The sequence below is a fragment of the Sphingopyxis sp. MC1 genome (assembly GCF_000371385.1).
Taxonomy (GTDB): Bacteria; Pseudomonadota; Alphaproteobacteria; order Sphingomonadales; family Sphingomonadaceae; genus Sphingopyxis; species Sphingopyxis terrae.
In genome coordinates this window covers 156,980-182,197 of record NZ_AOUN01000002.1, presented here as the reverse complement: position 1 = coordinate 182,197, position 25,218 = coordinate 156,980, and the positions used below count along the sequence as shown (strand labels likewise).

Here is a 25,218-nt window from a genome sequence, read left to right as displayed (position 1 = left end):
GCCCCCCCATGACCGAACCGCTCGCCCTCTATGTCCATTGGCCGTTCTGCGTGTCGAAATGCCCCTATTGCGACTTCAACAGCCATGTGCGCGAGAGCGTCGATCAGGCGGTCTGGCGCGATGCGTTGCTTGCCGATCTGCGGCACGAGGCGACGCTGCTGCCGGGACGCCGAGTGTCGTCGATCTTCTTCGGCGGCGGCACGCCGAGCCTGATGCCGCCCGCGACGGTGGCGGCGGTGATCGCCGAGGCGGCGGCGCTGTGGGGCCTGACCGACGACTGCGAGATCACGCTGGAGGCCAACCCCAATTCGGTCGAGGTTGCCGCCTTCGCCGATCTGGCGGTCGCGGGGGTCAATCGTGTGTCGATCGGCGTGCAGAGCTTCGATCCGCAAGTGCTTGAATTTCTGGGGCGCGCGCACAGCGGGGACGAGGCACGGCGGGCGATTGCGGCGGCGCAGGCGCATTTCCGCCGTGCCAGCTTCGACCTTATCTATGCGCGGCCGGGGCAGGGGCTCGCCGACTGGGAGCGCGAGCTTGCCGATGCACTGGGGTTCGGCACCGGGCATCTTTCGCTCTATCAACTGACCATCGAACCCGGCACGCGCTTCGCGACGCTCGCCGCCAAGGGCGAGCTTGTCCTGCCCGACGGCGATGCGGCCGCCGACCTGTTCGACGCTACGCAGGCGATGACCCGGGCGGCGGGGCTGCCGCGTTACGAAGTGTCGAACCATGCAAGGCCGGGCGAGGAAAGCCGCCATAATCTGACCTATTGGCGCTACGGCGATTACGCGGGGGTCGGGCCGGGGGCGCATGGGCGGCGGCTGGCGCAGGCGACCGAGCGCCACAAGAAGCCTGAGAATTTCATCACGGCGGTCGAACGCAACGGCCACGGCCTGAAGGTCGAGACCGACCTGCCGCCGCACGAACGCGCGACCGAGGCGATGCTGATGGGCCTGCGGCTGACCGAGGGCATCGATCTGGCGCGGATCGAGGTGCGGAGCGGCTTGGCGCGCGACGCGTTCGTCGATGCCGATGCGGTGGCGCGGCTGGCCGGGCAGGGGCTGATGCAGCAGACCGGCGACCGGCTGAGCGTGACCGACGATGGCATATTGCTGCTCGACAGCATCCTTTCGGAAGTGGTGCGAACAGGCTAGACGACTGCAAAGCCCGTTCGCCCTGAGCTTGTCGAAGGGCCGTTCTTCCCTTTTGGAGGCTGAAAGAAAGGACGGGGCTTCGACAAGCTCAGCCCGAACGGAGTGGGTTTTGTTTGACGTCCTGATCCGCGACTGGGACGCCCATCTGGCGCATGAAAAGCGCCGGTCGGACCATACGCGGCGCGCCTATATCGCGACCGCCGAGCGCTTTTGCGGCTTTCTGGCGCATCATCGCGGCGGCGCGGTCGATGCGCGCATGCTCAAAGGCCTGACCCCGAACGACCTGCGCTCTTACCTGGCCGATCGCCGCGCCGACGGGCTGGGCAATGCCTCGGCGGCGCGCGAATTGTCGGCGCTGCGCAGCTTCCTGCGCTTTGTCGGCGGATCGAACGCCAGCGTGCCGCAGATGCGCGGACCGCGCGTCAAAAAGGGGCTGCCGCGCCCGGTCGCGCCCGCCGAGGCGATGCAGCTTGCACAGGATGTCGAGGACAATGCCCGCGAAGCCTGGGTCGGCGCGCGCGATTTTGCCTTGCTGTTGCTGCTTTATGGTGCGGGGCTGCGCATCGGCGAGGCGCTGTCGCTGACCGGCGCGGCGCTGCCGCTCGGCGAAACGCTGCGCATCACCGGCAAGCGCGGCAAGACGCGGATCGTGCCGATCCTGCCCGCGGTCGCGGCGGCGGTGGCGCGCTATGTCGCGGCCTGCCCCTGGTCGATGGGCAAGGACGCGCCGTTGTTCGTCGGCGCGCGCGGCGGGCCGCTGCAGCCGGGTGTGGTGCGGGCCAGCGTCCGGCAGGCGCGCCGCGCGCTCGGCCTGCCCGAGCGCACGACGCCGCACGCGCTGCGCCACAGCTTCGCAACGCATCTGCTCGCGGGCGGGGCCGATTTGCGCAGCCTGCAGGAACTCTTGGGCCATGCGAGTCTGGCGTCGACGCAGATATACACCGCCGTCGACGCCGCGCATCTGCTCGACGTCTATCGCAGCGCTCACCCGCGCGCCGGCTAGTCGCGACGGTGCTTGGGTTTCCAGGTGAAGACGCGCCAGAAATAGAGGAGGACCAGCGAGCCGATCGCGACGAGCGCGAGCGGGCCGACGAACTGTTCGATATCGGCGAACTGTTTGCCGAACCAGTTGCCTGCGCCAGCGAGCGCGGCGATCCAGATCGTCGATCCGGCGGCGGTCCACAGCAGGAATTTCGCCTGATTCATATGGACCATGCCCGCGGGCAGCGACACCATCGTCCGCGCGACGGGCATGAAGCGCGCGACGAAGACGATGCCCGGACCATATCGGACGAAGCCCGCGTGCAGCCGCTCGACCTCGTGCCAGTCGAGCGTCAGCCAGCGGCCGTGGCGGTCGATAAAGGGCTTCAGCCGCTTGTAGCCGATCCAGCGCCCGATCGCATACCACACCCAATTGCCCGCCGTGGTGCCGGCGACCGCGACCGCGACGAGGGTCCAGAAGTCGAAGCGCCCTTGCGCGACCGCGATGCCGCCCAGACCCATGATCACTTCGGACGGAACGGGCGGGAAGACGTTTTCGAGGAACATCAGGACGGCAATGCCCCAATATCCCCACGCCTGAATCAGATCGAGGATGAATTCGGTCATGGATGGCAAACGCGGTGGCGGCTCAAGCGATCCGGCGTTCTATCGCATCCCAGATCATGCCGGCCGTATCGCTGTTGTTGAAACGGTCGATCGCGACGATGCCGGTCGGCGAGGTGACGTTGATTTCGGTGAGCCATTCGCCGCCGATCACGTCGATACCGACGAAGATCAGGCCGCGTTCCTTGAGCTGCGGGCCGAGCGCGGCGCAGATTTCCTGCTCGCGCGGCGTCAATTCCGCCGCTTCGGCATAGCCGCCGACGGCAAGGTTCGACCGGAATTCGCCTTCGCCGGGCTTGCGGTTGATCGCGCCGGCCACGTCGCCGTCGACCAGCACGATCCGCTTGTCGCCTTTGGACACGCTGGGCAGGAATTGCTGGACCATGAAGGGTTCGGGCCAGACCTGACCGAACAGTTCGACCAGTGCGCCCAGATTGCTGCCGTCGGCGTCGATGCGGAACACCGCCTTGCCGCCGTTGCCGTGTAGCGGCTTGACGACGACGGCGCCGTGGCGCGCCTGAAAATCCTTCACCGCGTCAAGATCGCGCGTGACCATCGTCGGCGGCATGAATTGCGGAAAATCGAGCACGAAAACCTTTTCGGGCGCGTTGCGCACCGAAACGGGATCATTGACCACCAGCGTCTCGCCCCGAATGCGTTCGAGCAGCCAGGTACCGGTAAGATAGCCGAGGTCGAAGGGCGGATCCTGCCGCATCAGCACGACATCGACATCGCGGCCGAGGTCGATCGTTACGGGATCGCCGAAGCGGTAATGCGCGCCGGACTCGCGCTTGACGTCGAGAACGGGGTGCGCCCGTGTCGTCAGCCGTCCGGCCTCCCAGGTCAGCCCGCGCACATCGTAGTGATAGAGGGTGTAGCCGCGTTCGAGCGCTTTCAGCATCAACGCGAAACTGCTGTCGCCGCCGATGTTGATGCCATCCATCGGGTCCATTTGAACCGCCGCGCACAGGGTCATTCCGTCTTCCTTCAGGGCTGCCAGACGTGGACCAGATGGCGAGGCAAGCGCCCCGGCGCAAGGAGCATCACGTCGATGCGAATATCATCATCGGGTCGCGCAAAGCGCGCGCTGAGCATTTCTGCGGCTGCGGCGACGCGGCGCAGGCGAAATTCGTCGATCGCCATATCGAGATCGGCGGCGCGGTCGCGCCATTTCACTTCGACGAAAGCGAGGGTGCGGCCGCGCCGCGCCACCAGATCGACTTCGCCCGCGGGAACGCGCAGCCGTTCGCCCAGGATACGCCAGCCATGCAGGCGCAGCCACCAGGCAGCGCGCCGTTCGGCCCGGCGTCCGCGCGCTTCGGCGGCGGCGCGGTTCAAGCGCGATCCTTAAGCGCGAGTGCGCGCGCATAAACGGCGTGACGGTCGAGCCCGAAGCGCTTGGCGACGGCCTTGGCCGCTTTGGCCACCGGCTGCTCGTCCAGCGCCTCGCGCAGCGCCGCGTCGATCGCGTCGTCGTCCGCGGCTTCGACCGCCTGCTCCTGGGGTGGGCCGACCATCACGACGATCTCGCCCTTGGGCGGCGCGTCGGCGTAGCGCGCGGCGAGCGCTTCGAGGGGGCCGGTGACGCATTCTTCGTATAATTTGCTGATTTCGCGCGCGACCGCAGCCTCGCGATTGCCGAGGCCGGCGGCGAGCGCGGCCAGCGTCGCGACGAGGCGCGGCCCGCTTTCATAGAAGACGAGTGTGGCGCGCAGAGCGGCGAATTCGGCGATCGTGTCGGCGCGTGCCTTGGCCTTGTTCGGCAGGAAGCCCGCAAAAAGAAAGCGATCGCTCGGCAGGCCCGACAAGGTGATGGCGGCAATTGCGGCGCAGGGGCCGGGCAGGGTGGTGATCGCCCGTCCCGCCGCGCGCGCATCGCGCACCAGCTTGTAGCCGGGGTCCGAAATCAGCGGGGTTCCGGCGTCGGACACCAGCACGACGACTTCGTCCGCCATCCGGGCAACCAGCGCCGCACGGGCGCGTTCGTCGCTATGATCGTGATAGGGGGTCATCGGAACACGCAAGCCCAGATGTGCGAGCAGCTTTGCCGTGACGCGCGTATCCTCCGCCGCGATCACGTCGGCGCGCGCAAGCACCGCCGCGGCGCGCGGGGTGATATCGCCAAGGTTGCCGATGGGCGTCGCGACGATATAGAGACCGGGCAAGGGAGATATAGAGATGGTCGAATCCGGCATGGCGGCAGAGATGGCAGAAACGACGCGCGAGCGCCAAGGGAATGCGTCGCCGCGGCGGCAATTGCTGCGCGGTATCGCGACGCTGGCGCTTGGCGGGCTGCTCGCCGCATGCCAGGTGGTGCCAAAGACCAACGGTCCGGCCACCCCACCGCCGCCCGACAAGCCCACCGACAATGTCGGCCCCGGCCTGCCGACCGATACCGACCGCCACCGCGTCGCGCTGCTCGTTCCGCAGACGGGAACCAACGCCGATGTCGGCATGGCGATCGCCAATGCGACGACGATGGCGCTGCTCGATACCAAGGCTGACAAGGTCCGCATCACGACGTATGACACCGCGCTGGGCGCCGCCGCGGCTGCGAAGCAGGCGGTGGCCGACGGCAACAAGCTGATCCTCGGCCCGCTGCTCAGCGAGGATGTGACCGCGGTGGCGCCGATCGCGCGGGCGGCGAAGGTGCCCGTCATCAGCTTTTCGAACGACAGCAGCGTCGCGGGCAACGGCGTCTTCATCATGGGCTTCGTTCCCGGCCAGTCGGTCGAGCGGGTCGTGAGCTTTGCCCGCGCCAAGGGGCAGCAGCGCTTCGGCGCGCTGATCCCCAAGAATCTTTATGGCGAGCGTTCGATGGCGGCGTTCAAGGCGGCGGTCGCCAATGCGGGCGGAACGCTCGTCGCGACCGAAACCTATGACCGCAGCGCCGCGGCGCTGACCGGCGCGGCGCGCCGTCTGGCGAGCGCGGGTGCGATGGACGCGGTGCTGATCGCCGATGTCGGCGGCAATGCGGTGCGCGCGGTTCCGATCATCAAGGGCGCGGGACAGCGCCAGATCCTCGGCACCGAATTGTGGAACACCGATGCGACACTGGGCGGCAACCCGGCGATGCGCGGTGCATGGTTCGCCAGCGTTTCGGACGGCCTCTACGGCCAGCTCGCCACCAAATATCGCACCCGGTTCGGCAAGGCGCCCTATCGCCTGGCCAGCCTCGGCTATGATTCGGTGCTGCTGACGGTGCGCATTGCGCGTGACTGGAAGCCGGGGACCAACTTTCCTGCCGGGCGCCTGATGGCGGCGGACGGGTTCGGCGGCATCGACGGCATCTTCCGCTTCAACGACCGCGGCATCGCGATCCGCGCGCTGGAGGTCAGCGAGGTGGGGGCGGGCGGCTTCCGCGTGATCGACCCCGCGCCCGCCAAATGGTAGGGTCCGGATCCTAGGGGCGGCGGGCGTGGCATAGCCGCCACAGTCGGACGAAAACCGCCGGTAAATTGCGCACGGCAACCTTTACGCCGCGCCAATGTTCATTATATGTGCACCGCGCGCGCGTTTGCGCGCCCGCTGCGCATATGAACTGAAACGACACAGGAGATACAGCTATACGCCCGCCCATGACCCGCCGCCCGCTGGCGCCAATGCCGCCGAAGAACGGCCCGCGATACAATGAATTCATCGCCTCGCCCAAGGTCCGTGTGATCGACGAGGAAGGCGAAAATCTGGGCGTAATGCTGACTGCTGAAGCGATCGAACAGGCGGCCGAAGTCGGCCTCGATCTGGTCGAAGTATCCCCCAACGCCGATCCGCCGGTGTGCAAGTTCCTGGATGTGGGCAAGTATAAATACGAAGCCCAGAAAAAAGCCAATGCGGCCCGCAAGACGCAGAAGACCCAGGAAATCAAAGAGATCAAGATGCGTCCGAACATCGACGATCATGATTTCGAAGTGAAGATGAAGAAGGTCTTCGACTTCCTCGAGGAAGGCGACAAGGTCAAGATGACCATGCGCTTCCGCGGCCGCGAAATGAGCCATACGCAGCTCGGCCTCAACGTGCTGCAGCGCGTGGCGGAGATGACGGCAGAGATCGCCAAGGTCGAGGCGCATCCGCGCACCGAAGGGCGGCAGATGCTGATGGTGCTCGCACCTAAGTAGGATTTGCGGCTCAGCCGATACGAAAATCGAGGGCGGTCGTTCCGGCGGAGCGGCCGCCCGCTTCGTATCGGCGTTCGACCATGCGGACATGGCCGCTCGCGCCGATCATGACCAGCGTCGAGGCGCGCGTGCCATAGACCTCGCCGCGCAGGAACAGTGCCGGGTCTCCTTCGGCGGTCAGCGTATCGAGCAGCCCTTCGGGGTCGGCGCTGGCCTCGACCGTGGCGGCCAGCGCAGCGCGCAGCCGTTCGGCGCGCGGGCAGGGGCGGTCGGCGGGTTCGTTGGCAAGGGCATGAACGCCGTCCGCCAGCGCCGCGATCAGCGGCTGGGGCCGGTTGGTGAGCAGGCGGGCATTTCCATCGGCGGCGAACAGATTGAAGGCATTGAACCGGTCGAGATCGGGTTCGGACGGATCGCCGAAACGCCCGTCGCCGCGCAGCATGTCGACGACGAGCGCGCCGCGCGATTCCTTCGCCGGATCGGGCATCGCGCCGCGGACATTGGTCACCACGACGACGCGTCCGCTCGGTCGATGCACGCCAAGCCATGTCCCGCCGGCTTGCAGGTCGCGCCCTGCGACGATGCCGCTGTCATCGTCCCATTCGGCGAGCGCCGCCGCAGGCCGCGCGTGAAACTCGTCACGGTTGCCGATCAGGATCAGCGGCCAGTCGGGATGGACGCGGCGAGCAAGGGCGACGACACACATGCGCTGCCTATCGGAGAGCGCGGCGGATTTGCCAAGCGTTTACGGTGTGTTGCGCGCCTACATCACCAATTGTCCAGCGCGCGAATGGATGATAGTCTGCCCCCATCTTTCTGGAGGGGGAGATCAACATGAATGTAGCCGTCAAAACGCCGTGGCACCTGTGGGTCGTCGGGGCCGTATCGCTCGTCTGGAACGCCTTCGGCGCGATGGACTATGTGATGACCAAGATCCAGAATCCCGATTATCTGGCCGCTTTCACGCCCGAGCAGCAGGCGTGGTTTACGGGCTTTCCGGTCTGGGCGAACGCGGGATGGGCGCTCGGCGTCTGGGGCTCGGTAATCGGATCGCTTCTGCTGCTGGTCCGCAGCCGCCATGCGGTCGCGGCCTTCATGGTCTCGCTTGCCGGACTGGCGGTTAGCTGCGTCTACCAGTTCGGCATGCATTATGGCGACCTGATGCGGATGTTCGGAACCTTCCCGATGGTCTTCACCGCGGTCATCTGGGTCATCCTGATCGCGCTGTTTCTCTACGCACGCAAACAGGCCGCGGCCGGGGTGCTGCGCTGAACCCAAAGGCTTTTGAGGTGGAGAGCGGGTGTTGACGCTCCTCCCTGTCGCGCAGCGATGGGGAGGTGGCAGCGCCTTTCGACTGCCTTGCAGGCGCTCAGGATAAACCGCGCCTTCGGCGCAGCGCTGACGGAGGGGCGATTGCGCAAGCATCGCGGCCCCTCCACCACCGCCTGCGGCGGCGGTTCCCCTCCCCATGGCTGCGCCACAGGGAGGACATGGTCCGCAACCGGTCGCTCTTCTACCGCGCGCGAATGAAGGCGCGGATGTCCGACGACAATTTGTGGCGATCCTCGTCGCGGATATACATCATGTGTCCCGCGTCATAATATTTATACTCGATCCGATCCTGCGGGATGCCGGTGCGCGACAGCGAATATTCGGCGGCGAAAAAGGGCGTCGCGAAATCATAATAGCCCTGACCGACAAAGACGCGCAGTCCGCTGTTTTCGCGCAGCGCCTGCCCGATATAGGGCGCGACGTTCAGATAGGCGTTGGTGTCGCGGCCTCCGATGCGCCAGTCCCACTGGCCGCCGATACCGCTGATCGATTGATATTCGCGGTCGGTCTTGAACCCCAGCGTATCGCGCGCCCAGCTGTTGATCGCGGCGGTGTAGCCCGCGTCGATGCCATAGAAGCTGGGATCATTGTCGGGCTCTTCGCCGGCATTGTCATAGTCCTTGCCCGTGTAGCGGCTGTCGAGCCGGCCGACGGTCAGGCCGCGGTCGCGCAGCAATTCCTTGTAGAAGCGGCCGGGCGTGACGCGCAGATCAGCCTGCTCGAGATAGGTTTCGGACAGGCCGGTGAAGCGGGCAAGCTCGCGGCGGATCGCGGCGCGTTCCTCGCCCTGCAGCTTCTGCCCCTTGAGCAGCGCCGCGGCATAGGGCCCGATCGCCCACTGGCGCGCCTCTTCGGCGAATTGTTCGACCGACGGCGCGCTTGCCTTGCCGTGATAGAGGGCGGTCGTCGCCATCGAAGGGAGGTTGGTGATATAGCTGAGCTCGTTGCCTGGCGTATCCGACCCGGCCGCGAAATCGAGCACCGTCGAGATGAGGATGATGCCGTTGAGGCCGACATCGTTGAAGGTGACATTCATCAACTGGTTCGCGACCGCGGCCGAGCGCGTGGTGCCATAGCTTTCGCCGCCGAGGAATTTGGGGCTGTTCCAGCGGCCATTGTCGTTGAGCCAGCGCCGGATGACTTCGGCGACGGCTTTCGCGTCCTGCGTCACGCCATAATAATCCTTGGGGTCGGCCTTGCCGATCAGGTGCGAGAAGCCGGTGCCGGGCGGGTCGATGAAGACGATGTCGGTCACGTCGAGCAGCGAATCGGGATTGTCGACGATGGGATAGGGCGGGGCGCCGTCATCCTTGGCATCGCTGGGGATCGCGACGCGCTTCGGCCCGAACGCACCCATCATCAACCAGACGGTGCCCGACCCGGGCCCGCCGTTGAACAGAAAAGTCACCGGGCGGCCCGGATCGCGCGGCTCCTTGATATAGGAGGTGGTGACGATCGCCGCTTCGGGCACGCCATCCTTGTTCTTCAGGATCGTCTCGCCGATCGTCGCGGCATAGCCGATCTTCTGCCCGCCGAACGTGCCCGAAAGGCGCGTCGTGTGCACCTGCGGCACGATGTCCTCGGCCTTTTCCGGCTTGGCTTTTTCGGCCGGCGCGTCCTGCGCGGCAAGCGTGGCAGGAATCGCAGCGGCAAGCGCCAGCGCGATCAGCGACAGACCCGTTTTCATAGATATTCTCCCCGTTTGCGGAGCGGACGCTAGGCCGCGCGTAAAGGGGAGACAAGGCTACTTGTCGGTTACAATCGGGCTTTGGTCGAAGGGGGCGTTACCGCCCCCACTTCGTCTTGCTCTGCTTCCCGAAGCGGCCCTTCCTCGTTCCCGGCTTCCCTTCGTTGCTCCGGCCGACACGCGGTGCCACCTGTTCGTCCGCCGGCAGGCCGAGTTCGTCGGCTTCGAGGCGGCGGATTTCGTCGCGCAGGCGGCCGGCTTCCTCGAACTCCAGGTCGGCGGCGGCGTCGCGCATCCGCTTTTCGAGGTCGGCGATATAGGCGCGCAGATTGTGGCCGACCATATGGTCGGGCTTGTCGTCGCCGAGGTCGATGGTGACCTGATCCTTCGACGCGACATGCGCGATGATGTCGCCGATGTTGCGCTTGATCGTCGTCGGCGTGATGCCATGTTCTTCGTTATACGCTTGTTGCTTGGCGCGGCGGCGGTCGGTTTCGCGCAGCGCGCGTTCCATGCTGCCGGTGATGCGGTCGGCGTAGAGGATGACGCGGCCATCGACGTTGCGCGCGGCGCGGCCGATCGTCTGGACGAGGCTGGTTTCGCTGCGCAGAAAGCCTTCCTTGTCGGCGTCGAGGATCGCGACGAGCCCGCATTCGGGAATGTCGAGGCCCTCGCGCAGCAGGTTGATGCCGACGAGCACGTCGAACACGCCGAGCCTGAGGTCGCGAATGATCTCGATGCGCTCGAGCGTTTCGACGTCGCTGTGCATGTAACGGACCTTGAGCCCCGCTTCGTGCAGGAACTCGGTCAGATCCTCGGCCATGCGCTTGGTGAGCGTGGTGACGAGGGTGCGATAACCCGCCGCGGCGGTTTTCTTCGCCTCGGCGATCAGATCGTCGACCTGCTCCTCGACCGGCTTGATCTCGACCGGCGGGTCGATCAGCCCGGTCGGGCGGATGACCTGCTCGGCGAAAACGCCCTGGGTGCGGTCCATTTCCCACGGCCCCGGGGTCGCCGACACGCTGACCGTCTGGGGGCGCATCATGTCCCATTCGGCGAAACGCAACGGCCGGTTGTCGATGCAGGAGGGCAGGCGGAAGCCATATTCGGCGAGGGTGATCTTGCGGCGATGGTCGCCCTTCGACATCGCGCCGATCTGCGGGATCGTCTGATGGCTTTCATCGACGAACAGCAAGGCATTGTCGGGGAGATATTCGAACAAGGTCGGCGGCGGCTCGCCCGGCAGGCGACCGGTCAGGAAGCGGCTGTAATTCTCGATTCCCGCGCAGCTTCCGGTGGCGGCGATCATTTCGAGGTCGAAATTGGTCCGCTGTTCGAGCCGCTGCGCTTCGAGCAGCCGGCCTTCGGTTTCGAGCTCCTTCAGCCGCTCGGCGAGTTCGTGGCGGATCGCTTCGGTCGCCTGCTTCAGCGTCGGGCCGGGCGTGACATAGTGGCTGTTGGCATAGACGCGCACATAGTTGAGGCTGGCGATCTTCTTGCCGGTCAGCGGGTCGAATTCGGTGATCTCCTCGATCTCATCACCGAAGAAGCTGACGCGCCACGCCATATCCTCATAGTGCGACGGGAAAATTTCGAGGCTGTCGCCGCGGACGCGGAAATTGCCGCGCGCGAAGGCCTGGTCGTTGCGCTTGTACTGTAGCGCGACGAGCTTGCGGATAATCTCTCCGCTGTCGACGACCTGCCCCTTCTTGAGGTCGAAAATCATCGCCGAATAGGTCTCGACCGATCCGATGCCGTAAAGGCAAGACACCGAGGCGACGATGATCACGTCGTCGCGTTCGAGCAGCGCGCGCGTCGCCGAATGGCGCATGCGGTCGATCGCCTCGTTTACGCTGCTTTCCTTCTCGATATAGGTGTCCGACCGCGGCACATAGGCCTCGGGCTGATAATAGTCGTAATAGCTGACGAAATATTCGACCGCATTGTTCGGAAAGAAGCTCTTGAACTCGCCATAGAGCTGCGCCGCGAGGATCTTGTTCGGCGCGAGGATCAGCGCCGGGCGCTGCAATTCCTCGATCACCTTCGCCATGGTAAAGGTCTTGCCCGATCCCGTGACGCCCAGCAGCACCTGATCGCGTTCGCCCTCCCTGGCGGTGTCGACCAGCTCGCGGATCGCGGTCGGCTGATCGCCCGCCGGGGAATAGTCGCTGACCAGTTCGAACCGCTTGCCGCCCTCCACCTTGTCGGGGCGAGCGGGACGGTGCGGCACATAGTCCTGCGCCGTGTCGATTTCGTCGAGCGAGGTGCGAATCTGAATTGCCATCGCTGCCAATATGGTGAGGATGCCGCGCATCGGCAACGGCGGGAGTCTGGATGATGTTCAAGCGCAATATTCTGTTGGCGACGGGCGCGCTGCTCGCGCTGTCCGCATGCGACAGCGGCAAGGGCGTGTCGGCCAAGAATGAATCGGTCGAATCGGTGCAGAACAAGGTCGCCGATGCGGTCGCTTCGGGCGAGTTCATGAAGCCCGGCCAATGGGCCGGCACGGTGAAGATCACCGATATGACGATGCCCGGAATGGAAAAACTGCCGCCGCAGATGCAGGAGCAGATGAAGGCGCGGCTGGCACAGGGGCATAGTTTCGAAAACTGCCTGACCCCGGAAGACGCGCGCGATCCGAAGGCGCGAATGGCGGAAAATTCGGGCGGCAAATGCACCTATGATCATTTCGAGATGGCGCATGGCGTGATCGAAGCGAAGATGAGCTGCACCAGCGAAGCTGGTCCGCGGACGATGACGATGAAGGGCACCTACAGCGGCGACAGCTACCAGATGGAAATGGCGAGCACGGGGCAGGGCGAAGGGCCTGCGGGCATGTCGATGAAGATGCAGATGTCGGCCAAGCGCACCGGCGCCTGCAAGGCCGGCGACGTCTGACGCGACGAGCGCAGACTTCGGCCGACGGCCCCATCTGGATCGCACTGGCCTGACGCTTGGGAGCGACCATTCTGTTGAATAGGGTAAGTGCGGACTTGCCGGGCGAGGTGCAGGTGGGGCTACAATCCCGCCCGGCGAAGTCACTTGTTCATGAGGTCTCGGGATATACCGGAGTGCGCCAGGGACCAGCTCGCGCGCTTCGATCCTGAAACCTCAATTGCCCGGCAGGCAAAGCCCGAACCGGGCCGTGACCGCGCAAGCGCGCATCACGACAATCGAACGATCTCATGGCGTCGGGGAAGATGACAGTAACATGGGGTCACGTTGCGGCATGTCGCCCAAAATTAGGATTTTCTTAATCTTTTCGTCCTGTCCTTTCACCCTTCCGGGAGGGGTTAAACCCGGTGAAATATGGCCAATCCGGGCTGTTACCGTTACATTGAAACAAATATGGCTGGCCGCATTCGTCGATTTGCGTATCTAGCGGACACACCCCGCCAGAGGGTATAAGAGGGTTGCATGGACCGCGCGAAAGCGAACAAGACACTCGAGGCCGGCGAAACCGACCAGATCATCGCCGAGGAGTTCGAGAGGCTCCGCGAGTCCCAGTTGTTCCTGCGCTCGCCGGTCTTGTCGCGCCTGCTGCAATATCTGGTCGAACACCGGCTTCGCGGCGGCCGCAGCGCTCCGAAGGCCTATGCGATCGCGACCGAGGCGCTGGGGCGTAACGCCGATTTCGATCCCGCGGTCGACAGCTATCCACGCGTGATGGTGGGCCGCCTGCGCAATCTTCTCGACCGCTATTATGCCGAAACGCCGTGGGTCCATCGCCTGCGCGTCCCACAGGGCAGCTACGAGATTGTGGTGCAGCACCGGACCGCACCGCCGGCACGTAGCGCCGCTGTAACCCCCGGCGTCGGCGAAGATGCGGCGGCTGCGGAGGCGGGGGGGGCCGGTGTGACGTCAACGCGTCATCCCGGCGTTGGAGCGCCATCGTCGCGGGCGCGCTGGTGGACGGTGCTGGTCATCGTCGCCGTCGCCATGCTCGCGGGCGGCTGGTGGCTTGCCGGCAATTGGCAACGGATGTTCGCGCCATCGGCCGTGCCGCCGCCGCTGCTCGAGATTGCGCTTCCGCAATCGGGCAGCACGCCGGTTTCGCGCGCGCTGGCCCGGGCGCTCGACGCGCGGTTGCGCGACGGTCTGCGCCGTTTCGACCTCATCGACCTCCGCAGTGCAGCATCAGCGGGCAAGGTCGATACCACGCAGCGTGCCGACTATCGCCTCGATGTTTCGCTCGTCCGCACGCTCGCGGGGCCGGCCGATGTCACGCTGGTGCTAAACCGCGTTTCGGATCAGCGCACCATCTGGTCGCAGCAATTTCACCTGGCGCGCGATCAGATGCCCGGATTCGAAGCGATCGATCCGGCGATCGCGCAGATTGCCGGCGATTATGGCGTGATCGTTCGCGATCAGTTGGCGCGGCAGCCAGAGAATTTTGCGCCCGGCTATCCGTGCTTGGCGCAGTTCAACCGGTTGCGACAACTGCGCGACAAGGACACCGCGAAGAAGGTCGATGCCTGCCTGCGCGCGACGATCTTTCGCAATCCACGCGACGCGGCGGCGCTTGCCGCGCTCTCGCTCGTGCGTTTCGGGGATTGGCAGCCGCTGCGCGGCACACCGGCGGGCGACAAGGCCTATGCCGAAGCCGTCTCGCTCGCCCAGCGCGCTTATGACAGCGGCGCCGAAACTGCGGCGGCGACATTCGCGATGGCGCGCGCACAATATTATGCCGGCAATTGCCGCGGCGGCGTTGGCATTGGCGATGCCGCGGTACGGCTCAACCCCTATGACGCCGACACGGCCGGATTCCAGGGCGTGTTCAAGATTGCCTGCGACCAGCCCTTAGAGGGCATTGCGCTGCTCGAACGGTCGCTGGCGCTCGACGCGTCGGCGCCAGGCGTTCCGGCGGTCACGCTCGCCTTCGTCTATTCGCAGCAGGGGCGGCAGGACGACGCGCTGGCTGTCCTCGATCATATGCCATCGCCCAGCACCATGGAGCCGCAATATACGATGGTGCGGGCCATCGTTTTTGCGCGGCAGGGCAAGGTCGACGAAGCGCGCGGCCTGTGGCGGCATCTGCTCGATTACACGCGCCAGCCGCAGGATGCGCCACCCGAAAAGGTGCTGCGCCAGTTCATGATAAATCCCGAAGTGATCCGGCGTGCGTCGAAGGCGCTGCGGGAATCGGGGGTGGTGGCACCGCAGCCGGTCGCGCGATGAACGGTGCGCCTGGCGCTTGAAGGCCGCGGTGCCGTTTCCTATTTATGCGGTGGTTGCCCAAGGGACGAAAGGGGGAGGCGTCTGGACCCGCCGCGCGGCAGGAAAGGGCGGGTTGATGCGAGCTTCGGCGCCCACAACGCGCCAGCCCTCTTGCCAGCCCCGCCGACGGACACTAGGGCAAATCCCAACATTCACGAGACAGTCAGAAAAAAGGAACTGTGCATGAGCGATTCGGCCGAAAAGGTTAAAAAGATCGTCGTCGAACATCTGGGCGTCGAAGCCGACAAGGTCACCGAAGAAGCGAGCTTCATCGACGATCTGGGCGCCGACAGCCTCGACATCGTCGAACTGGTGATGGCGTTCGAAGAAGAATTCGGTGTCGAAATTCCCGATGACGCGGCGGAAAAGATCGCCACCGTCAAGGACGCGATCGACTACATCGAAGCGAACAAGGGCTAAAGCGGTCCGGTCCGGCCCAGCCGGACGCGGCGGCGACGCTGCCCACGCGTTTCCGGCTTCCCGGTCCCGAGCGCTCGCGCGCAGTGGCCGGGAAGCTTTTTTTATGGGCATGCCCCGACAAGAATGATGCCGGGTTCCGCAAGGGCCGGAACCGACGAAAGGAAAGTCTATGCGCCGGGTTGTGGTGACGGGTTTGGGATTGGTGACGCCGCTGGGCGGAGACGTCGAAACCAGTTGGGCCAATCTGCTTGCCGGGAAGTCGGGTGCGGGAACGATCACCCGCTTCGACGCCTCCGACCAGAAATGCACGATTGCGTGCGAGGTCAAGCCGGCCGACCATGAATATGGCTTCGACGCCAACAAGCGCGTCGACCACAAGGTGCAACGGCAGGTCGATCCCTTCATCATCTATGGCATCGACGCCGCCGGACAGGCGCTCGAAGACGCCGGGCTGACCGAGATGGACGACGAGACAAAGCTGCGCGCCGGCTGCTCGATCGGGTCGGGCATCGGCGGCCTGCCGGGGATCGAGAGCGAAAGCCTGCTGCTCGCCGAAAAGGGGCCGGGCCGCGTCAGCCCGCACTTCGTCCACGGCCGCCTCATCAATCTGATTTCGGGTCAGGTCAGCATCAAATACGGCCTGATGGGGCCGAACCATGCGGTCGTCACCGCCTGCTCGACCGGCGCCCATTCGATCGGCGACGCGGCGCGGATGATCAAGGATGGCGATGCCGACATCATGCTCGCCGGCGGATCGGAATCGACCATCTGTCCGATCGGCATTGCAGGCTTTGCACAGGCGCGCGCGCTCAACATGAGCTACAACGACCGCCCCGAACAGGCGAGCCGCCCCTATGACAAGGATCGCGACGGCTTCGTCATGGGCGAAGGCGCCGGCGTCGTCGTGCTCGAGGAATATGAGCATGCCAAGGCGCGCGGTGCCAAGATCTACGCCGAAGTCGTTGGCTATGGCCTTTCGGGCGACGCCTATCATGTCACCGCGCCGCACCCCGAGGGCTTCGGCGCCTATCGGTCGATGGAAATGGCGCTGAAGAAGGCGGGAATGACGCCCGCCGACATCGATTATATCAATGCCCATGGCACGTCGACGATGGCCGACACGATCGAACTCGGCGCGGTGAAGCGCCTGTTCGGCGACGCGATCGGCGATGTGTCGATGAGCTCGACAAAATCGGCGATCGGCCATCTGCTCGGCGGTGCCGGCGCGGTCGAGACGATCTTCTGCATCCTCGCGATCCGCGACCAGATCGTGCCGCCCACGCTGAACCTCGACAATCCCGACGAGGGGACCGAGGGCGTCGACCTGGTGCCGCACAAGGCGAAGAAGCGCGCGGTGAAGGCCGCGCTCAACAATAGCTTCGGTTTCGGCGGCACCAATGCGAGCGTGATCGTCAAGGCACTCGATTAAATCTCTCTGTCGCGCCGGCCTGCTCTCCGGGCAGGCCGGCTGACGCATGAACGAGGTGGGATTTTGGTGCGTACCCTTCTGACCATCTTTCTCGCGCTGCTGCTTGCGGCCTGCTCCGGCGGCGCGCCGCGCGATACCGTGGTCGTTATTCCGCCCGGTGCCAGCATCGCCAAAGCGGGCGAAATATTGGAAAAGGCGGGCGCAACCTCGGCCTCCGGCTTTCGCAACCGCGCGCGCCTCTTCGGCTCCGACGCTCCGATCAAGCCCGGCGAATATGAGGTGAAGAAGGGCATGGGCGCCGGCGACATCCTGCGGATGATGCAGGAGGGCCGAACCGTCCAGCGTTTCGTGACCGTCCCCGAAGGCATGCCGTCGATCATGGTGTGGGAGCGGCTGATGGCCGAGCCGCGCCTGACGGGAACGGTCGCGGTGCCCGCCGAGGGCAGCGTGCTGCCCGACACCTATGCCTTTACCACCGGCGAGAGCCGTGCAGCCGTGGTCGCGCGGATGCAGGCGGCGATGACCAAGACCTTCGACGCGCTCTGGGCCAAGCGGAGCCCGCGCACCGCGGCAAAGGACCGCAACGAAGCGATCACGCTGGCGTCGATCGTCGAAAAGGAAACCGGTGTTGCTGCGGAGCGCCGCACGGTCGCCGGCGTCTATACCAATCGGCTCGCCATCGGGATGCGGCTGCAGGCCGATCCGACGATCATCTATCCGATCACCAAGGGCAAGCCGCTCGGTCGCCGCATCCTGCGCTCCGAAATCCAGGCGGTGAACGGTTATAATACCTACGCCATCGCCGGGCTTCCCAAGGGGCCGATCGCCAATCCCGGCAAGGCGTCGATCGCCGCAGTGCTTGACCCCGAGCCCAATGAGTATCTCTATTTCGTTGCGAAGGGCGACGGTGGCCACGTCTTTGCGCGCACCTTGTCCGAGCATAATGCCAATGTGCAGAAATGGTATGAACTGCGCCGCGACAGGGGGGAGATGTAGCGATGACCGGGGGAATGACCGCAAAGCTTTTCTTGCACGGCGTTCCCGACAGTCCGGCGATCTGGAGTCCGCTGCTGGATGCTCTGGCGCTGGGTGATACGCCTGTCGCCGTTCCCGCGCTTCCCGGCTTCACCGGGCCGCTTCCCGCCGGTTTCGCTGCAACGAAGGAGGCCTATGCCGATTGGGCGACCGGCGAGGCCGCGGCGCTGGCGGCGCAGCATGGTCCCGTCGATATCGTCGGTCACGACTGGGGCGCGCTGATTGCGCAGCGCGTCGCGATGCTGCGCCCCGACCTGATCCGGAGCTGGGCGGTTTCCAATGCGGTGATCGATCCCGACTATCGCGGTCACCGGGTCGCGCGCATCTGGAACACGCCGCTGCTGGGCGAAGCCTTCATGGCGATCAGCCGTCCCGGCGCGCTTGCCCGCGGACTGATCGACCAAGGCGTTCCGGCCGACATTGCGCAGGAAGAAGCGGCGCAATGGGCGCTCAAGGACAAAAGGCGCGCGATCCTGAAACTCTATCGATCGGCGCACGGGCTCAGTTTCGCGCACGACTGGGCGCTCGACCTCGATCGCTTGCCGAGCGCGGGGATGCTCGTCTGGGGGGCGGGCGACCCCTATGTCGAGCTTTCGGTGGCGCAGCGGTTCGCGGCGAATCGGGCGATGCCGCTGACGATCATCGGGGATGCGGGACATTGGGCGATTGCCCAGCGGCCGCACGCGGTTGCGGCGGCGCTTCACGCTTTCTGGAACAGCCTGTAAGCGCACGCGATTTTTCCTGATCGTTTCGGGCGATCATTCTGAACCAATTAATCGATTGGATGCCGGACGCGCTTGGGCGCAGAGGCTGCGGCAGCGAGAAAGGGCGTCCCATGGACGACAGCGAACTCCCCTCCCGAGCTCTCCGTCCATCCCATCTCGCAAGCGGCGGCGCGGACACCCCCCCTCCCGCTCGCGTCGCTGGCGCCGCGCCCATCGTCATCACTGGAACGATGGGCGCGGCCGATCAGCGCTACTTCGATGCGCTGCGCCGCGCGCATTTCCCGCCCGAGCGCAATTACCTCTCGGCGCATATCACGCTGTTCCATCATCTGCCGCCGTCGCTGCTTGAGGAACTTGCGGCTCTGTTCCGCGCCATCGCCGCCGATACGCCGCCGCCGCGCGCGGCCGTGTCGGCTGTTTATTCGCTCGGGCGCGGGGTTGCGTTTCGGATCGACAGCCCGGACCTGATAGCGATCCGGGCGCGCATCGCTGATCGTTTTGCGGGACTGTTGACGCCGCAGGATCAGGCGACGCCGCGTCTGCATGTCACGGTGCAGAACAAGGTTGCGCCGCCCGAGGCGCGCGCCTTGCTCGCCGAGCTCGCGCGCGACTTTCGTCCGCGACCGATCGAAATCACCGGAATCGCGGCCCATCACTACCGCGGAGGGCCGTGGGAGGCCGCATTCGCAAGGAATTTTCGCGGGCCGCGCACATGATATTGACCGGACGCATGGCGCATCCTATAGGCGCCGCTCGCCCACGGGCGGCCTTTCGGGGCGGAGTAGCTCAGCAGGTTAGAGCAGCGGAATCATAATCCGCGTGTCGGGGGTTCGAGTCCCTCCTCCGCTACCATTTTTCTGTTTGACGGTGGTCGTCAAAGGTTGAAAAATTTCCTGATTTTCGCTGGTTTATGAACAATCGTTGATTGTCAGCACATTTGAATGCAGCGAAGAAGGCCTCGTTGGCCGCGATTAAGAAAAGGACTGCGCCAAAGTCGGCGCAAGACCAAAAATTATTCAATGAACTCAAAACATAATGGTGCGCGACGCAGTCCGGACAGCTTCGGTCTCGCGTGGATTTCCCTGATAAGTAGAGGTTTACAGGGAAATCTTGCGATTCAGGTGAGTTTTGCGAGATTGTAGTCGGGTGAGAGACGCAGATTTCCGCGCTTTTCGAGCGGAATTCCCTACCGCCGAAAACAGGGAATTGGTCGACCCGAAACAGGGAAGCATTCTGGAATAACAGCGAATGTTTTCAGCGGAGCAGGGAAGGGCGCTTCTGCGGCTTCCCGGAGGTGTGCCCAAGGAGAATGCCCAACGGCCAGCACGTCAACCTAGCGCGTGGTTTTGTTACCAAATAGCAACTGGACAAGCGCGCCTACGGTGTCGACTTGCTGGAACCGGGATTTGCGAATGACCCGGTGCCCGGCTCTTTGGCTCTTTTGTCCCAGGGCGTTGGCCTTCGAATGTCTGGCGACAGTATCGCCAGTATCCGGCAAGCCGACTCCCGGAGACCCTCCGAACCAGCGGAACGGACCCAGCTCCAGCGTGTGCGGATCATAATCGAACCAGACCACGCAGCCTGATGGTTTGGCTGCAAGCCTGGTATTCACCGTCACATGTTGCTTCTTGCCGCCGGCAACCATCGACTTAAGCTGAATGTGCCGCATCGTGCCTCTGGCCTCGATCACGAGGTCATACCCGTGCGCATCAACTTCCGAACGCAGCAGTTCGACATTGCGGCAGCCTTCGATCCACAGCGATGTCGCCAGTTCGGCGACGAACCGATGTTCGAGAACCTTCTCGAGGCCTGAAGAATCCAGATAGGAGGCGCGCTCGTCCAGCATTGCCGCCAGATTGCTTCCCGGTGCCCGGAAGTCGAGCAAATTGTGACTCATTGTCCGTGGACCGATAGGCAGAAATTCTGGCGTGTCGCGCGCATGGATGTGCGGCGGCTCTTTGGCACGAATGTGCGCCGGCTTCGGCTGGAGAAGGGATTGTCACAGGAAGAATTCGGGTTCGTTGCGGGGATCGACCGGACCTACGTGTCGGGCGTCGAGCGCGGCCTGAGGAATCCGACCATCGTTCTTGCGGAGAAATTCGCCCAAGGCCTCGGCATGGAGGTGGACGAGCTGCTCCGGCGACCGGCCAAAGGCGCATGACTGACGAGAGCAGTCCCTTCTACTCGTATGATCGATCCAGCGTCGGCTGGCTGTATCCACGAAAGGAGCGCGGCCTCGACATCCTGAACGAGGATCTTGCACGTATTGTGGAAGCCAATGTCGACCTGGTTCCGGATCCGCTGCTTCGCGAACTCATTGTCGAGGGGCTGAGAGGCCAACTGCACGCGAAGCGAGGCCGTAAGCGGCTACCATCTCGCATCGCGCGCGATCTTTACATTGTCTCGCTGTACGATGACTTGCTCCCGCGGCTTCAGGCCCGGGCAGGGAAACGCAGCGCTGCTGGTGAAAAGAAGTGGGCGGTGAACCTCGCACCCGCGGAGAAGGCCTATGCCGTCATCGGCAGGTATATGGGGATGGTGCCAGAGCGCGTTCGCAACATCGTCTCACAAATAAAGGGCCGGTAATCCCGTGAGTGTTTTCGCCAAGGGCGGGTGACATGTGAGCCTTTCCATCAACCAGTGGAAAGCTCTTTGACATGAAGAATATCACGATAGTCGAGCCGGAAAGGCTCGAATCCATGGCTGTTGCCGATCTCAGGCCGCATGAACGCAATCCGCGCACCCACTCGAAGAAACAGGTCGAGCAGATCGCGGCGAGCATCAAACGCTTTGGCTTTACCAACCCGGTTCTGGTCGACAGGGACGGACAGGTGATCGCGGGCCACGGCCGGATCGAGGCAGCAAAGCTGCTCGGTATGGCGACGGTGCCCGTGTTGCGTCTCGAACACATGACGGAGGCCGAGAAGCGGGCCTATGTCATTGCCGACAACCGGCTCGCCGAGCTGGCCGGCTGGGACAACGACCTGCTCGCGCTGGAGCTGGCTGCAGTCTCCGAACTCGACAGCGACTTCGACCTTGCGCTCACGGGGTTCGATGTCGCCGAGATCGAGGCTCTGCTCAACGGGCTGGAATCCGGCGAGCAACAGGAAGAAGAGCCCGTTCAGATCGACGAACAGGCTCCTGTCGTCAGCCGTGTCGGCGACATGTGGCAGCTCGGTGATCATGCGCTGATCTGCGGCGATGCCACGGACCCCGAAGTCTATCGCCGTCTCCTTGATCAGGGGAAAGCGCAGATGGTCTTCACCGACCCTCCATACAATGTGCCGGTGAACGGGCACATCTGTGGCTTGGGCAAGGTGCAGCACGACGAGTTCGTGATGGCATCGGGGGAAATGACCGAGGAACAGTTCACCACGTTCCTCCGCACTGTCACTTCGAACCTTGCCGCCTTCAGCGACGACGGTTCGATCCACTATGTCTGCATGGACTGGCGGCACATGGGCGAACTCCTGGCCGCCGGCCGCTCCGCCTATGCGGAGTTCAAGAACCTTGTCGTCTGGAACAAGGACAATGGCGGTATGGGCGCCTTCTATCGCTCGAAGCACGAACTCGTATTCGTCTTCAAGAACGGTAGCGCACCCCACATCAACAATTTCGGGCTCGGTCAGCATGGCCGGTACCGGACCAACGTGTGGGACTATGCGGGCGTCAATTCGCTGAAGGCCGATCGCGACGAGGAACTCGCGATGCATCCGACGGTGAAGCCCGTGGCGATGGTTGCCGACGCGATCCGCGACTGTTCGCGCCGCGGCGGGGTCATCCTCGACGCGTTTTCGGGCTCGGGAACGACCATCATTGCGGCGGAGCAGACGGGTCGGCGGGCTCGAGCGATCGAACTCGATCCACGGTATGTCGACGTCGCGATCCGGCGCTGGCAGCATCTGGCCGGCGGCAAGGCGACGCTTGCCGGATCGGACAGCACATTCGACGAGCTGTCCGAAATGGTCGCGGACCTGGAAGAATGAGAATGAGCGGCGCGGGCGTCATGCCCGCGCCGCTCATTTCATTTGTGCTGCTATTGCCGTGAGTGAAGTTCTCGGAACTTCGTGCCACGCGTCTTCGACATCGGCACGAGGAGAAATCGATGAACGACGAAGATGATTACAAGGTCGGCTACGGCAAGCCGCCGAAGCAGCACCAGTTCAAAAAGGGAGTATCCGGCAATCCAACAGGTCGACGTCCCAAGGTTCCGCAAGACAATGACCTGAAGTCCATTCTTGAAAGAGTTGGAAATGAAGTGGTCGAGATCAACGGTCGGCCCGTTACCCTCCTCGAGCTCAACCTGATGACGATGCAGCGGAAAGCCGCCAAGGGCGATGTGCCGGCAAGCCGGCATCTTGCCAAGCTGCGCGCCGATGCGGGCGTTGGCAAACTTGACACTCTCTGTGGCGTCCTGGTCGTGCCCGGCAAGATGCCGTTGGAGCAATGGAGTGCGGCTGCCGCAATTCAGCAGTCGAAGTACCGCGTCAAGAATGTCGATGACGAGTTGGGATGAGGTTAGGCGGGAAACCGCCGAGGAGATCAGCGTGCCGGGCGGTACGCGGTGCCCGAGCGGTAGCGCTGCGGTTCGGCGCTCAGGTCTCTACGCCTTTAGAAATCCTTGAAACTTGCGCAAGGACGTCCGACTATCCGCGTGAGAGAATGGCAGAAACTTTAATGAACCGCGACGCCCGTTGGAGCCATGGGGTCCCTTCTGAATGCGCGCGGGTCGATCAAGGCGAAGCCATTTGCAGGGGATGAAGTTCGCATGATTCTGGATATGCGTTGGCCGACGCCACCGCTGGTCGGGCCCTGGCACGAACTCGCCGAAGATGTGGCCGATGCGTTTCGCGGGGTGCTGGAGAGCGATGGCAGCTTTGCAAGCGCGGCATGTCCGCCCGGCGAGATCGGCGCGTTTCGCGTCCATCCGCTGCTTTTCTGGCCGGACTGGATGTGGGTGGATGCGCTGATCGAGGAGACCGGTGCGGCCTCGAAGGTCATATCCTTTCTCTACGGCCCTCACGGTCCGCACATACTCGATGGCACATCGCGCATCTTCCACGATGTCAACGATCTCATATCTATCCGGATCGAAAAGGCCGAGGTCGTGTGTGATTATCTGCGGGTGTTCTGCAGCGCCGTCCGGATGGAGGACAAGCCATTTTATATCATCGAATCGCCCGGCCGGCTCCAGCAGCTCATCTACCCGTTCGACTTGCCTGAAAGCGCGGTCCCGCTCGCGAGGCCGCTGGAGGCCGTTCGCCAGCGCGACGGATGGAAAATTCACGCGCTCGTTCTCTTCGGCGCTACCCTGTTCGAGGCGACCTTTCTGATCTCGACCTACGGCCTCGTCGACATGATCGACGACAAGCTGCTGACCGACGGTCTTCCCGATAATCCTATCCGGTTCGACGGGATATTCTATCGTCAGACCGGCGCAGGAGCATCGCAATGAGCGCCTTGGCCGACCAGTTCGGGGCAAAGACCCCCTCCACGCTCAAATTGCCCGAAGCCATCGAAGGCGATGGCTTGCTCGTCGGCTGGTCGCTCGAGACCCGTCCCAGGCAGCGGCCGATCGGATTCAGCTTCGGCGCCGACGCAGGCGCGTCGGACCTTGCCGCGCGCCCCATACTTCTCGAAGGCGAGGGGCATTTGATCACCATCGCCCCGACCGGTGCCGGCAAGGGCATCGGCTGCGTGGTCCCGGCGCTGCTTCGGCACAGGGGACCCGCGATCGTCATCGACCCCAAGGGCGAGAATGCCGCGATTACCGCACGCCGTCGGCGCGAGCTCGGGCAGCAGGTTATCGTGCTCGATCCGATCGGAATTACATCCTTTCCCGGCGACTGTCTCAACCCGCTCGATCTGATCGATCCGCATTCGGCGACGGCCGTCGATGAGGCGCATGTTCTCATCGATCAATTGCTCGCATTTACCAATGACCGCGACAAATTCTGGCAGGCGCGCGCGCGCCAGTTGCTCGTCGGGGCGCTGTTTCACCTGCTGACCGATATGCCCAAGTCGGACCATAATCTGGGCCGGCTGCGGCAGATCGTGAACGGCGCAGCCGAGAGCAACGGGGCTTTGCTCGTCGAGGCCCTGGAAGGCTCGCGCCATCCCGAGGCGCGCAATACCGGCCAGCTCTTCAAGATCAGCGCACCGGAAACCCTTGGCGGCATCGTCGCATTTGCGCAGGAAGCGATCGACTTCCTGCGCGGGCCTGCGCGTTCCTTCGCGGCGTGTGTCATAGCCGGTAACGAATGCTTTTCGGAAGCTCCGTTAAGAGATCGAGCGGCCAGCTTTGGTTGCCGCCAGCCATGGTCACCCGGGCGAGGCGACAGTCCGCTTCTCTCAACATTCCGCCAAAAGCGGCCCGACTGCAAACGGCCACTACCTCTTGTTGGGACAAGGTATTCCTGCGAATGTAGGCATATATTTGACTCTGACAGGACGAGCCAATGACGGAGTGCCGGCCGCCTCACACCCGAGCCCAATGTGG

General features: G+C 64.2%; 26 protein-coding genes and 1 tRNA gene. 19 read left to right on the top strand and 8 right to left on the bottom strand.

The window, feature by feature from the left end; genetic code table 11:
• Positions 1–8 precede the first annotated feature (8 nt).
• Positions 9–1,154 (top strand): radical SAM family heme chaperone HemW, encoded by a 1,146-nt coding sequence (gene hemW, locus EBMC1_RS01390; protein ID WP_003039470.1) that lies wholly within the window; start codon positions 9–11, stop codon positions 1,152–1,154.
• A 109-nt stretch (positions 1,155–1,263) separates the two neighbouring features.
• The gene (locus EBMC1_RS01385; RefSeq protein ID WP_003039466.1) at positions 1,264–2,157 is read left to right on the top strand and encodes a tyrosine-type recombinase/integrase; all 894 of its coding nucleotides are present in this window, start codon (positions 1,264–1,266) and stop codon (positions 2,155–2,157) included.
• On the opposite strand, the gene EBMC1_RS01380 is transcribed toward EBMC1_RS01385, so the two are convergent.
• The 4 genes from EBMC1_RS01380 to rsmI are packed head-to-tail and all read right to left on the bottom strand — an operon-like array spanning position 2,154 to position 4,954.
• Positions 2,154–2,762 (bottom strand): DedA family protein, encoded by a 609-nt coding sequence (locus EBMC1_RS01380; RefSeq protein WP_003039464.1) that lies wholly within the window; start codon positions 2,760–2,762, stop codon positions 2,154–2,156. The genes EBMC1_RS01385 and EBMC1_RS01380 overlap by 4 nt on opposite strands.
• Positions 2,763–2,784: 22 nt before the next feature.
• Positions 2,785–3,735 carry a glutathione synthase gene (gshB, locus tag EBMC1_RS01375; RefSeq protein WP_003039461.1) on the bottom strand — a complete coding sequence of 317 codons (951 nt, stop codon included), beginning with the start codon at positions 3,733–3,735 and terminating at the stop codon, positions 2,785–2,787.
• A gap of 11 nt (positions 3,736–3,746) precedes the next feature.
• Positions 3,747–4,097: a YraN family protein gene (locus EBMC1_RS01370; protein WP_003039458.1), complete on the bottom strand. Its 351-nt coding sequence runs from the start codon at positions 4,095–4,097 to the stop codon at positions 3,747–3,749.
• The gene (gene rsmI / locus EBMC1_RS01365) at positions 4,094–4,954 is read right to left on the bottom strand and encodes a 16S rRNA (cytidine(1402)-2'-O)-methyltransferase (protein ID WP_040589114.1); all 861 of its coding nucleotides are present in this window, start codon (positions 4,952–4,954) and stop codon (positions 4,094–4,096) included. Before rsmI ends, EBMC1_RS01370 begins: the two co-directional genes overlap by 4 nt.
• Between rsmI and EBMC1_RS01360 the strand changes: the two genes are divergently transcribed.
• The gene (locus EBMC1_RS01360) at positions 4,938–6,152 is read left to right on the top strand and encodes a penicillin-binding protein activator (protein ID WP_003039452.1); all 1,215 of its coding nucleotides are present in this window, start codon (positions 4,938–4,940) and stop codon (positions 6,150–6,152) included. The genes rsmI and EBMC1_RS01360 overlap by 17 nt on opposite strands.
• A gap of 185 nt (positions 6,153–6,337) precedes the next feature.
• Entirely contained in the window at positions 6,338–6,874 is a 537-nt protein-coding gene (gene infC / locus EBMC1_RS01355; RefSeq protein ID WP_003039450.1) for a translation initiation factor IF-3, read from the top strand.
• A gap of 10 nt (positions 6,875–6,884) precedes the next feature.
• Here the strand turns inward: infC and EBMC1_RS01350 are convergent, their stop codons facing one another.
• Positions 6,885–7,580, bottom strand: coding sequence for an NRDE family protein (locus tag EBMC1_RS01350; RefSeq protein WP_003039447.1), 696 nt, complete (start codon positions 7,578–7,580; stop codon positions 6,885–6,887).
• A 128-nt stretch (positions 7,581–7,708) separates the two neighbouring features.
• On the opposite strand from EBMC1_RS01350, the gene EBMC1_RS01345 reads away from it, so the two are divergent.
• Positions 7,709–8,146, top strand: coding sequence for a hypothetical protein (locus EBMC1_RS01345; RefSeq protein ID WP_003039444.1), 438 nt, complete (start codon positions 7,709–7,711; stop codon positions 8,144–8,146).
• Between the two features lie 241 nt (positions 8,147–8,387).
• On the opposite strand, the gene EBMC1_RS01340 is transcribed toward EBMC1_RS01345, so the two are convergent.
• Together EBMC1_RS01340 and uvrB are read right to left on the bottom strand one after the other, a co-directional pair.
• On the bottom strand, positions 8,388–9,893 hold the full coding sequence (locus EBMC1_RS01340; protein ID WP_003039442.1) for a S10 family peptidase: 1,506 nt from the start codon (positions 9,891–9,893) through the stop codon (positions 8,388–8,390).
• A 97-nt stretch (positions 9,894–9,990) separates the two neighbouring features.
• Positions 9,991–12,177, bottom strand: a complete 2,187-nt coding sequence (gene uvrB, locus EBMC1_RS01335; RefSeq protein ID WP_040589269.1) for an excinuclease ABC subunit UvrB — start codon at positions 12,175–12,177, stop codon at positions 9,991–9,993.
• A 50-nt stretch (positions 12,178–12,227) separates the two neighbouring features.
• Here uvrB and EBMC1_RS01330 point away from each other — a divergent pair, with 50 nt between their 5' ends.
• From EBMC1_RS01330 to EBMC1_RS01295, 8 genes are all read left to right on the top strand, one after another.
• Positions 12,228–12,791 (top strand): DUF3617 domain-containing protein, encoded by a 564-nt coding sequence (locus EBMC1_RS01330; RefSeq protein WP_003039436.1) that lies wholly within the window; start codon positions 12,228–12,230, stop codon positions 12,789–12,791.
• Positions 12,792–13,310: 519 nt separating this feature from the next.
• Entirely contained in the window at positions 13,311–15,071 is a 1,761-nt protein-coding gene (locus EBMC1_RS01325) for a tetratricopeptide repeat protein (RefSeq protein ID WP_003039433.1), read from the top strand.
• Between the two features lie 222 nt (positions 15,072–15,293).
• Positions 15,294–15,530 carry an acyl carrier protein gene (locus EBMC1_RS01320; RefSeq protein WP_003039428.1) on the top strand — a complete coding sequence of 79 codons (237 nt, stop codon included), beginning with the start codon at positions 15,294–15,296 and terminating at the stop codon, positions 15,528–15,530.
• A 169-nt stretch (positions 15,531–15,699) separates the two neighbouring features.
• Entirely contained in the window at positions 15,700–16,959 is a 1,260-nt protein-coding gene (fabF, locus tag EBMC1_RS01315) for a beta-ketoacyl-ACP synthase II (protein WP_003039414.1), read from the top strand.
• Positions 16,960–17,022: 63 nt separating this feature from the next.
• Positions 17,023–17,955 (top strand): endolytic transglycosylase MltG, encoded by a 933-nt coding sequence (gene mltG / locus EBMC1_RS01310; RefSeq protein WP_003039412.1) that lies wholly within the window; start codon positions 17,023–17,025, stop codon positions 17,953–17,955.
• 2 nt (positions 17,956–17,957) lie between these two features.
• Entirely contained in the window at positions 17,958–18,719 is a 762-nt protein-coding gene (locus tag EBMC1_RS01305) for an alpha/beta fold hydrolase (RefSeq protein WP_003039409.1), read from the top strand.
• Positions 18,720–18,949: 230 nt separating this feature from the next.
• The gene (locus EBMC1_RS01300; RefSeq protein ID WP_003039406.1) at positions 18,950–19,435 is read left to right on the top strand and encodes a 2'-5' RNA ligase family protein; all 486 of its coding nucleotides are present in this window, start codon (positions 18,950–18,952) and stop codon (positions 19,433–19,435) included.
• A 59-nt stretch (positions 19,436–19,494) separates the two neighbouring features.
• Positions 19,495–19,571, top strand: a tRNA-Met gene (locus EBMC1_RS01295).
• Between the two features lie 481 nt (positions 19,572–20,052).
• On the opposite strand, the gene EBMC1_RS01290 is transcribed toward EBMC1_RS01295, so the two are convergent.
• Complete coding sequence (locus tag EBMC1_RS01290) at positions 20,053–20,604, bottom strand: hypothetical protein (protein WP_156000871.1); 552 nt, start codon at positions 20,602–20,604, stop codon at positions 20,053–20,055.
• A 54-nt stretch (positions 20,605–20,658) separates the two neighbouring features.
• Here EBMC1_RS01290 and EBMC1_RS01285 point away from each other — a divergent pair, with 54 nt between their 5' ends.
• From EBMC1_RS01285 to EBMC1_RS01260, 6 genes are all read left to right on the top strand, one after another.
• Positions 20,659–20,880: a helix-turn-helix domain-containing protein gene (locus tag EBMC1_RS01285; RefSeq protein WP_003039400.1), complete on the top strand. Its 222-nt coding sequence runs from the start codon at positions 20,659–20,661 to the stop codon at positions 20,878–20,880.
• Complete coding sequence (locus EBMC1_RS01280; RefSeq protein ID WP_003039397.1) at positions 20,877–21,305, top strand: hypothetical protein; 429 nt, start codon at positions 20,877–20,879, stop codon at positions 21,303–21,305. The genes EBMC1_RS01285 and EBMC1_RS01280 overlap by 4 nt, the downstream gene beginning before the upstream one ends.
• Positions 21,306–21,418: 113 nt before the next feature.
• A complete protein-coding gene (locus EBMC1_RS01275; RefSeq protein WP_231292847.1) occupies positions 21,419–22,705 on the top strand; it encodes a site-specific DNA-methyltransferase in 1,287 nt (428 codons plus the stop codon).
• A gap of 119 nt (positions 22,706–22,824) precedes the next feature.
• Positions 22,825–23,235: a DUF5681 domain-containing protein gene (locus EBMC1_RS17685; protein ID WP_003039392.1), complete on the top strand. Its 411-nt coding sequence runs from the start codon at positions 22,825–22,827 to the stop codon at positions 23,233–23,235.
• Between the two features lie 264 nt (positions 23,236–23,499).
• Positions 23,500–24,174, top strand: coding sequence for a hypothetical protein (locus EBMC1_RS01265; protein WP_196795382.1), 675 nt, complete (start codon positions 23,500–23,502; stop codon positions 24,172–24,174).
• A 5-nt stretch (positions 24,175–24,179) separates the two neighbouring features.
• Positions 24,180–25,181, top strand: a complete 1,002-nt coding sequence (locus EBMC1_RS01260) for a type IV secretory system conjugative DNA transfer family protein (protein WP_196795381.1) — start codon at positions 24,180–24,182, stop codon at positions 25,179–25,181.
• Positions 25,182–25,218: the final 37 nt, after the last annotated feature.

Coding starts and splice junctions, on each gene's coding strand:
- hemW (WP_003039470.1), top strand. CDS start 9: ATGACCGAACCGCTCGCCCTCTATGTCCATTGGCCGTTCTGCGTGTCG.
- EBMC1_RS01380 (WP_003039464.1), bottom strand. CDS start 2,762: ATGACCGAATTCATCCTCGATCTGATTCAGGCGTGGGGATATTGGGGC.
- gshB (WP_003039461.1), bottom strand. CDS start 3,735: ATGACCCTGTGCGCGGCGGTTCAAATGGACCCGATGGATGGCATCAAC.
- EBMC1_RS01360 (WP_003039452.1), top strand. CDS start 4,938: ATGGTCGAATCCGGCATGGCGGCAGAGATGGCAGAAACGACGCGCGAG.
- rsmI (WP_040589114.1), bottom strand. CDS start 4,954: ATGCCGGATTCGACCATCTCTATATCTCCCTTGCCCGGTCTCTATATC.
- infC (WP_003039450.1), top strand. CDS start 6,338: ATGACCCGCCGCCCGCTGGCGCCAATGCCGCCGAAGAACGGCCCGCGA.
- EBMC1_RS01350 (WP_003039447.1), bottom strand. CDS start 7,580: ATGTGTGTCGTCGCCCTTGCTCGCCGCGTCCATCCCGACTGGCCGCTG.
- EBMC1_RS01345 (WP_003039444.1), top strand. CDS start 7,709: ATGAATGTAGCCGTCAAAACGCCGTGGCACCTGTGGGTCGTCGGGGCC.
- EBMC1_RS01340 (WP_003039442.1), bottom strand. CDS start 9,893: ATGAAAACGGGTCTGTCGCTGATCGCGCTGGCGCTTGCCGCTGCGATT.
- uvrB (WP_040589269.1), bottom strand. CDS start 12,177: ATGGCAATTCAGATTCGCACCTCGCTCGACGAAATCGACACGGCGCAG.
- EBMC1_RS01330 (WP_003039436.1), top strand. CDS start 12,228: ATGATGTTCAAGCGCAATATTCTGTTGGCGACGGGCGCGCTGCTCGCG.
- EBMC1_RS01325 (WP_003039433.1), top strand. CDS start 13,311: ATGGACCGCGCGAAAGCGAACAAGACACTCGAGGCCGGCGAAACCGAC.
- EBMC1_RS01320 (WP_003039428.1), top strand. CDS start 15,294: ATGAGCGATTCGGCCGAAAAGGTTAAAAAGATCGTCGTCGAACATCTG.
- fabF (WP_003039414.1), top strand. CDS start 15,700: ATGCGCCGGGTTGTGGTGACGGGTTTGGGATTGGTGACGCCGCTGGGC.
- EBMC1_RS01305 (WP_003039409.1), top strand. CDS start 17,958: ATGACCGGGGGAATGACCGCAAAGCTTTTCTTGCACGGCGTTCCCGAC.
- EBMC1_RS01300 (WP_003039406.1), top strand. CDS start 18,950: ATGGGCGCGGCCGATCAGCGCTACTTCGATGCGCTGCGCCGCGCGCAT.
- EBMC1_RS01285 (WP_003039400.1), top strand. CDS start 20,659: ATGGATGTGCGGCGGCTCTTTGGCACGAATGTGCGCCGGCTTCGGCTG.
- EBMC1_RS01280 (WP_003039397.1), top strand. CDS start 20,877: ATGACTGACGAGAGCAGTCCCTTCTACTCGTATGATCGATCCAGCGTC.
- EBMC1_RS01275 (WP_231292847.1), top strand. CDS start 21,419: ATGGCTGTTGCCGATCTCAGGCCGCATGAACGCAATCCGCGCACCCAC.
- EBMC1_RS17685 (WP_003039392.1), top strand. CDS start 22,825: ATGAACGACGAAGATGATTACAAGGTCGGCTACGGCAAGCCGCCGAAG.
- EBMC1_RS01265 (WP_196795382.1), top strand. CDS start 23,500: ATGCGTTGGCCGACGCCACCGCTGGTCGGGCCCTGGCACGAACTCGCC.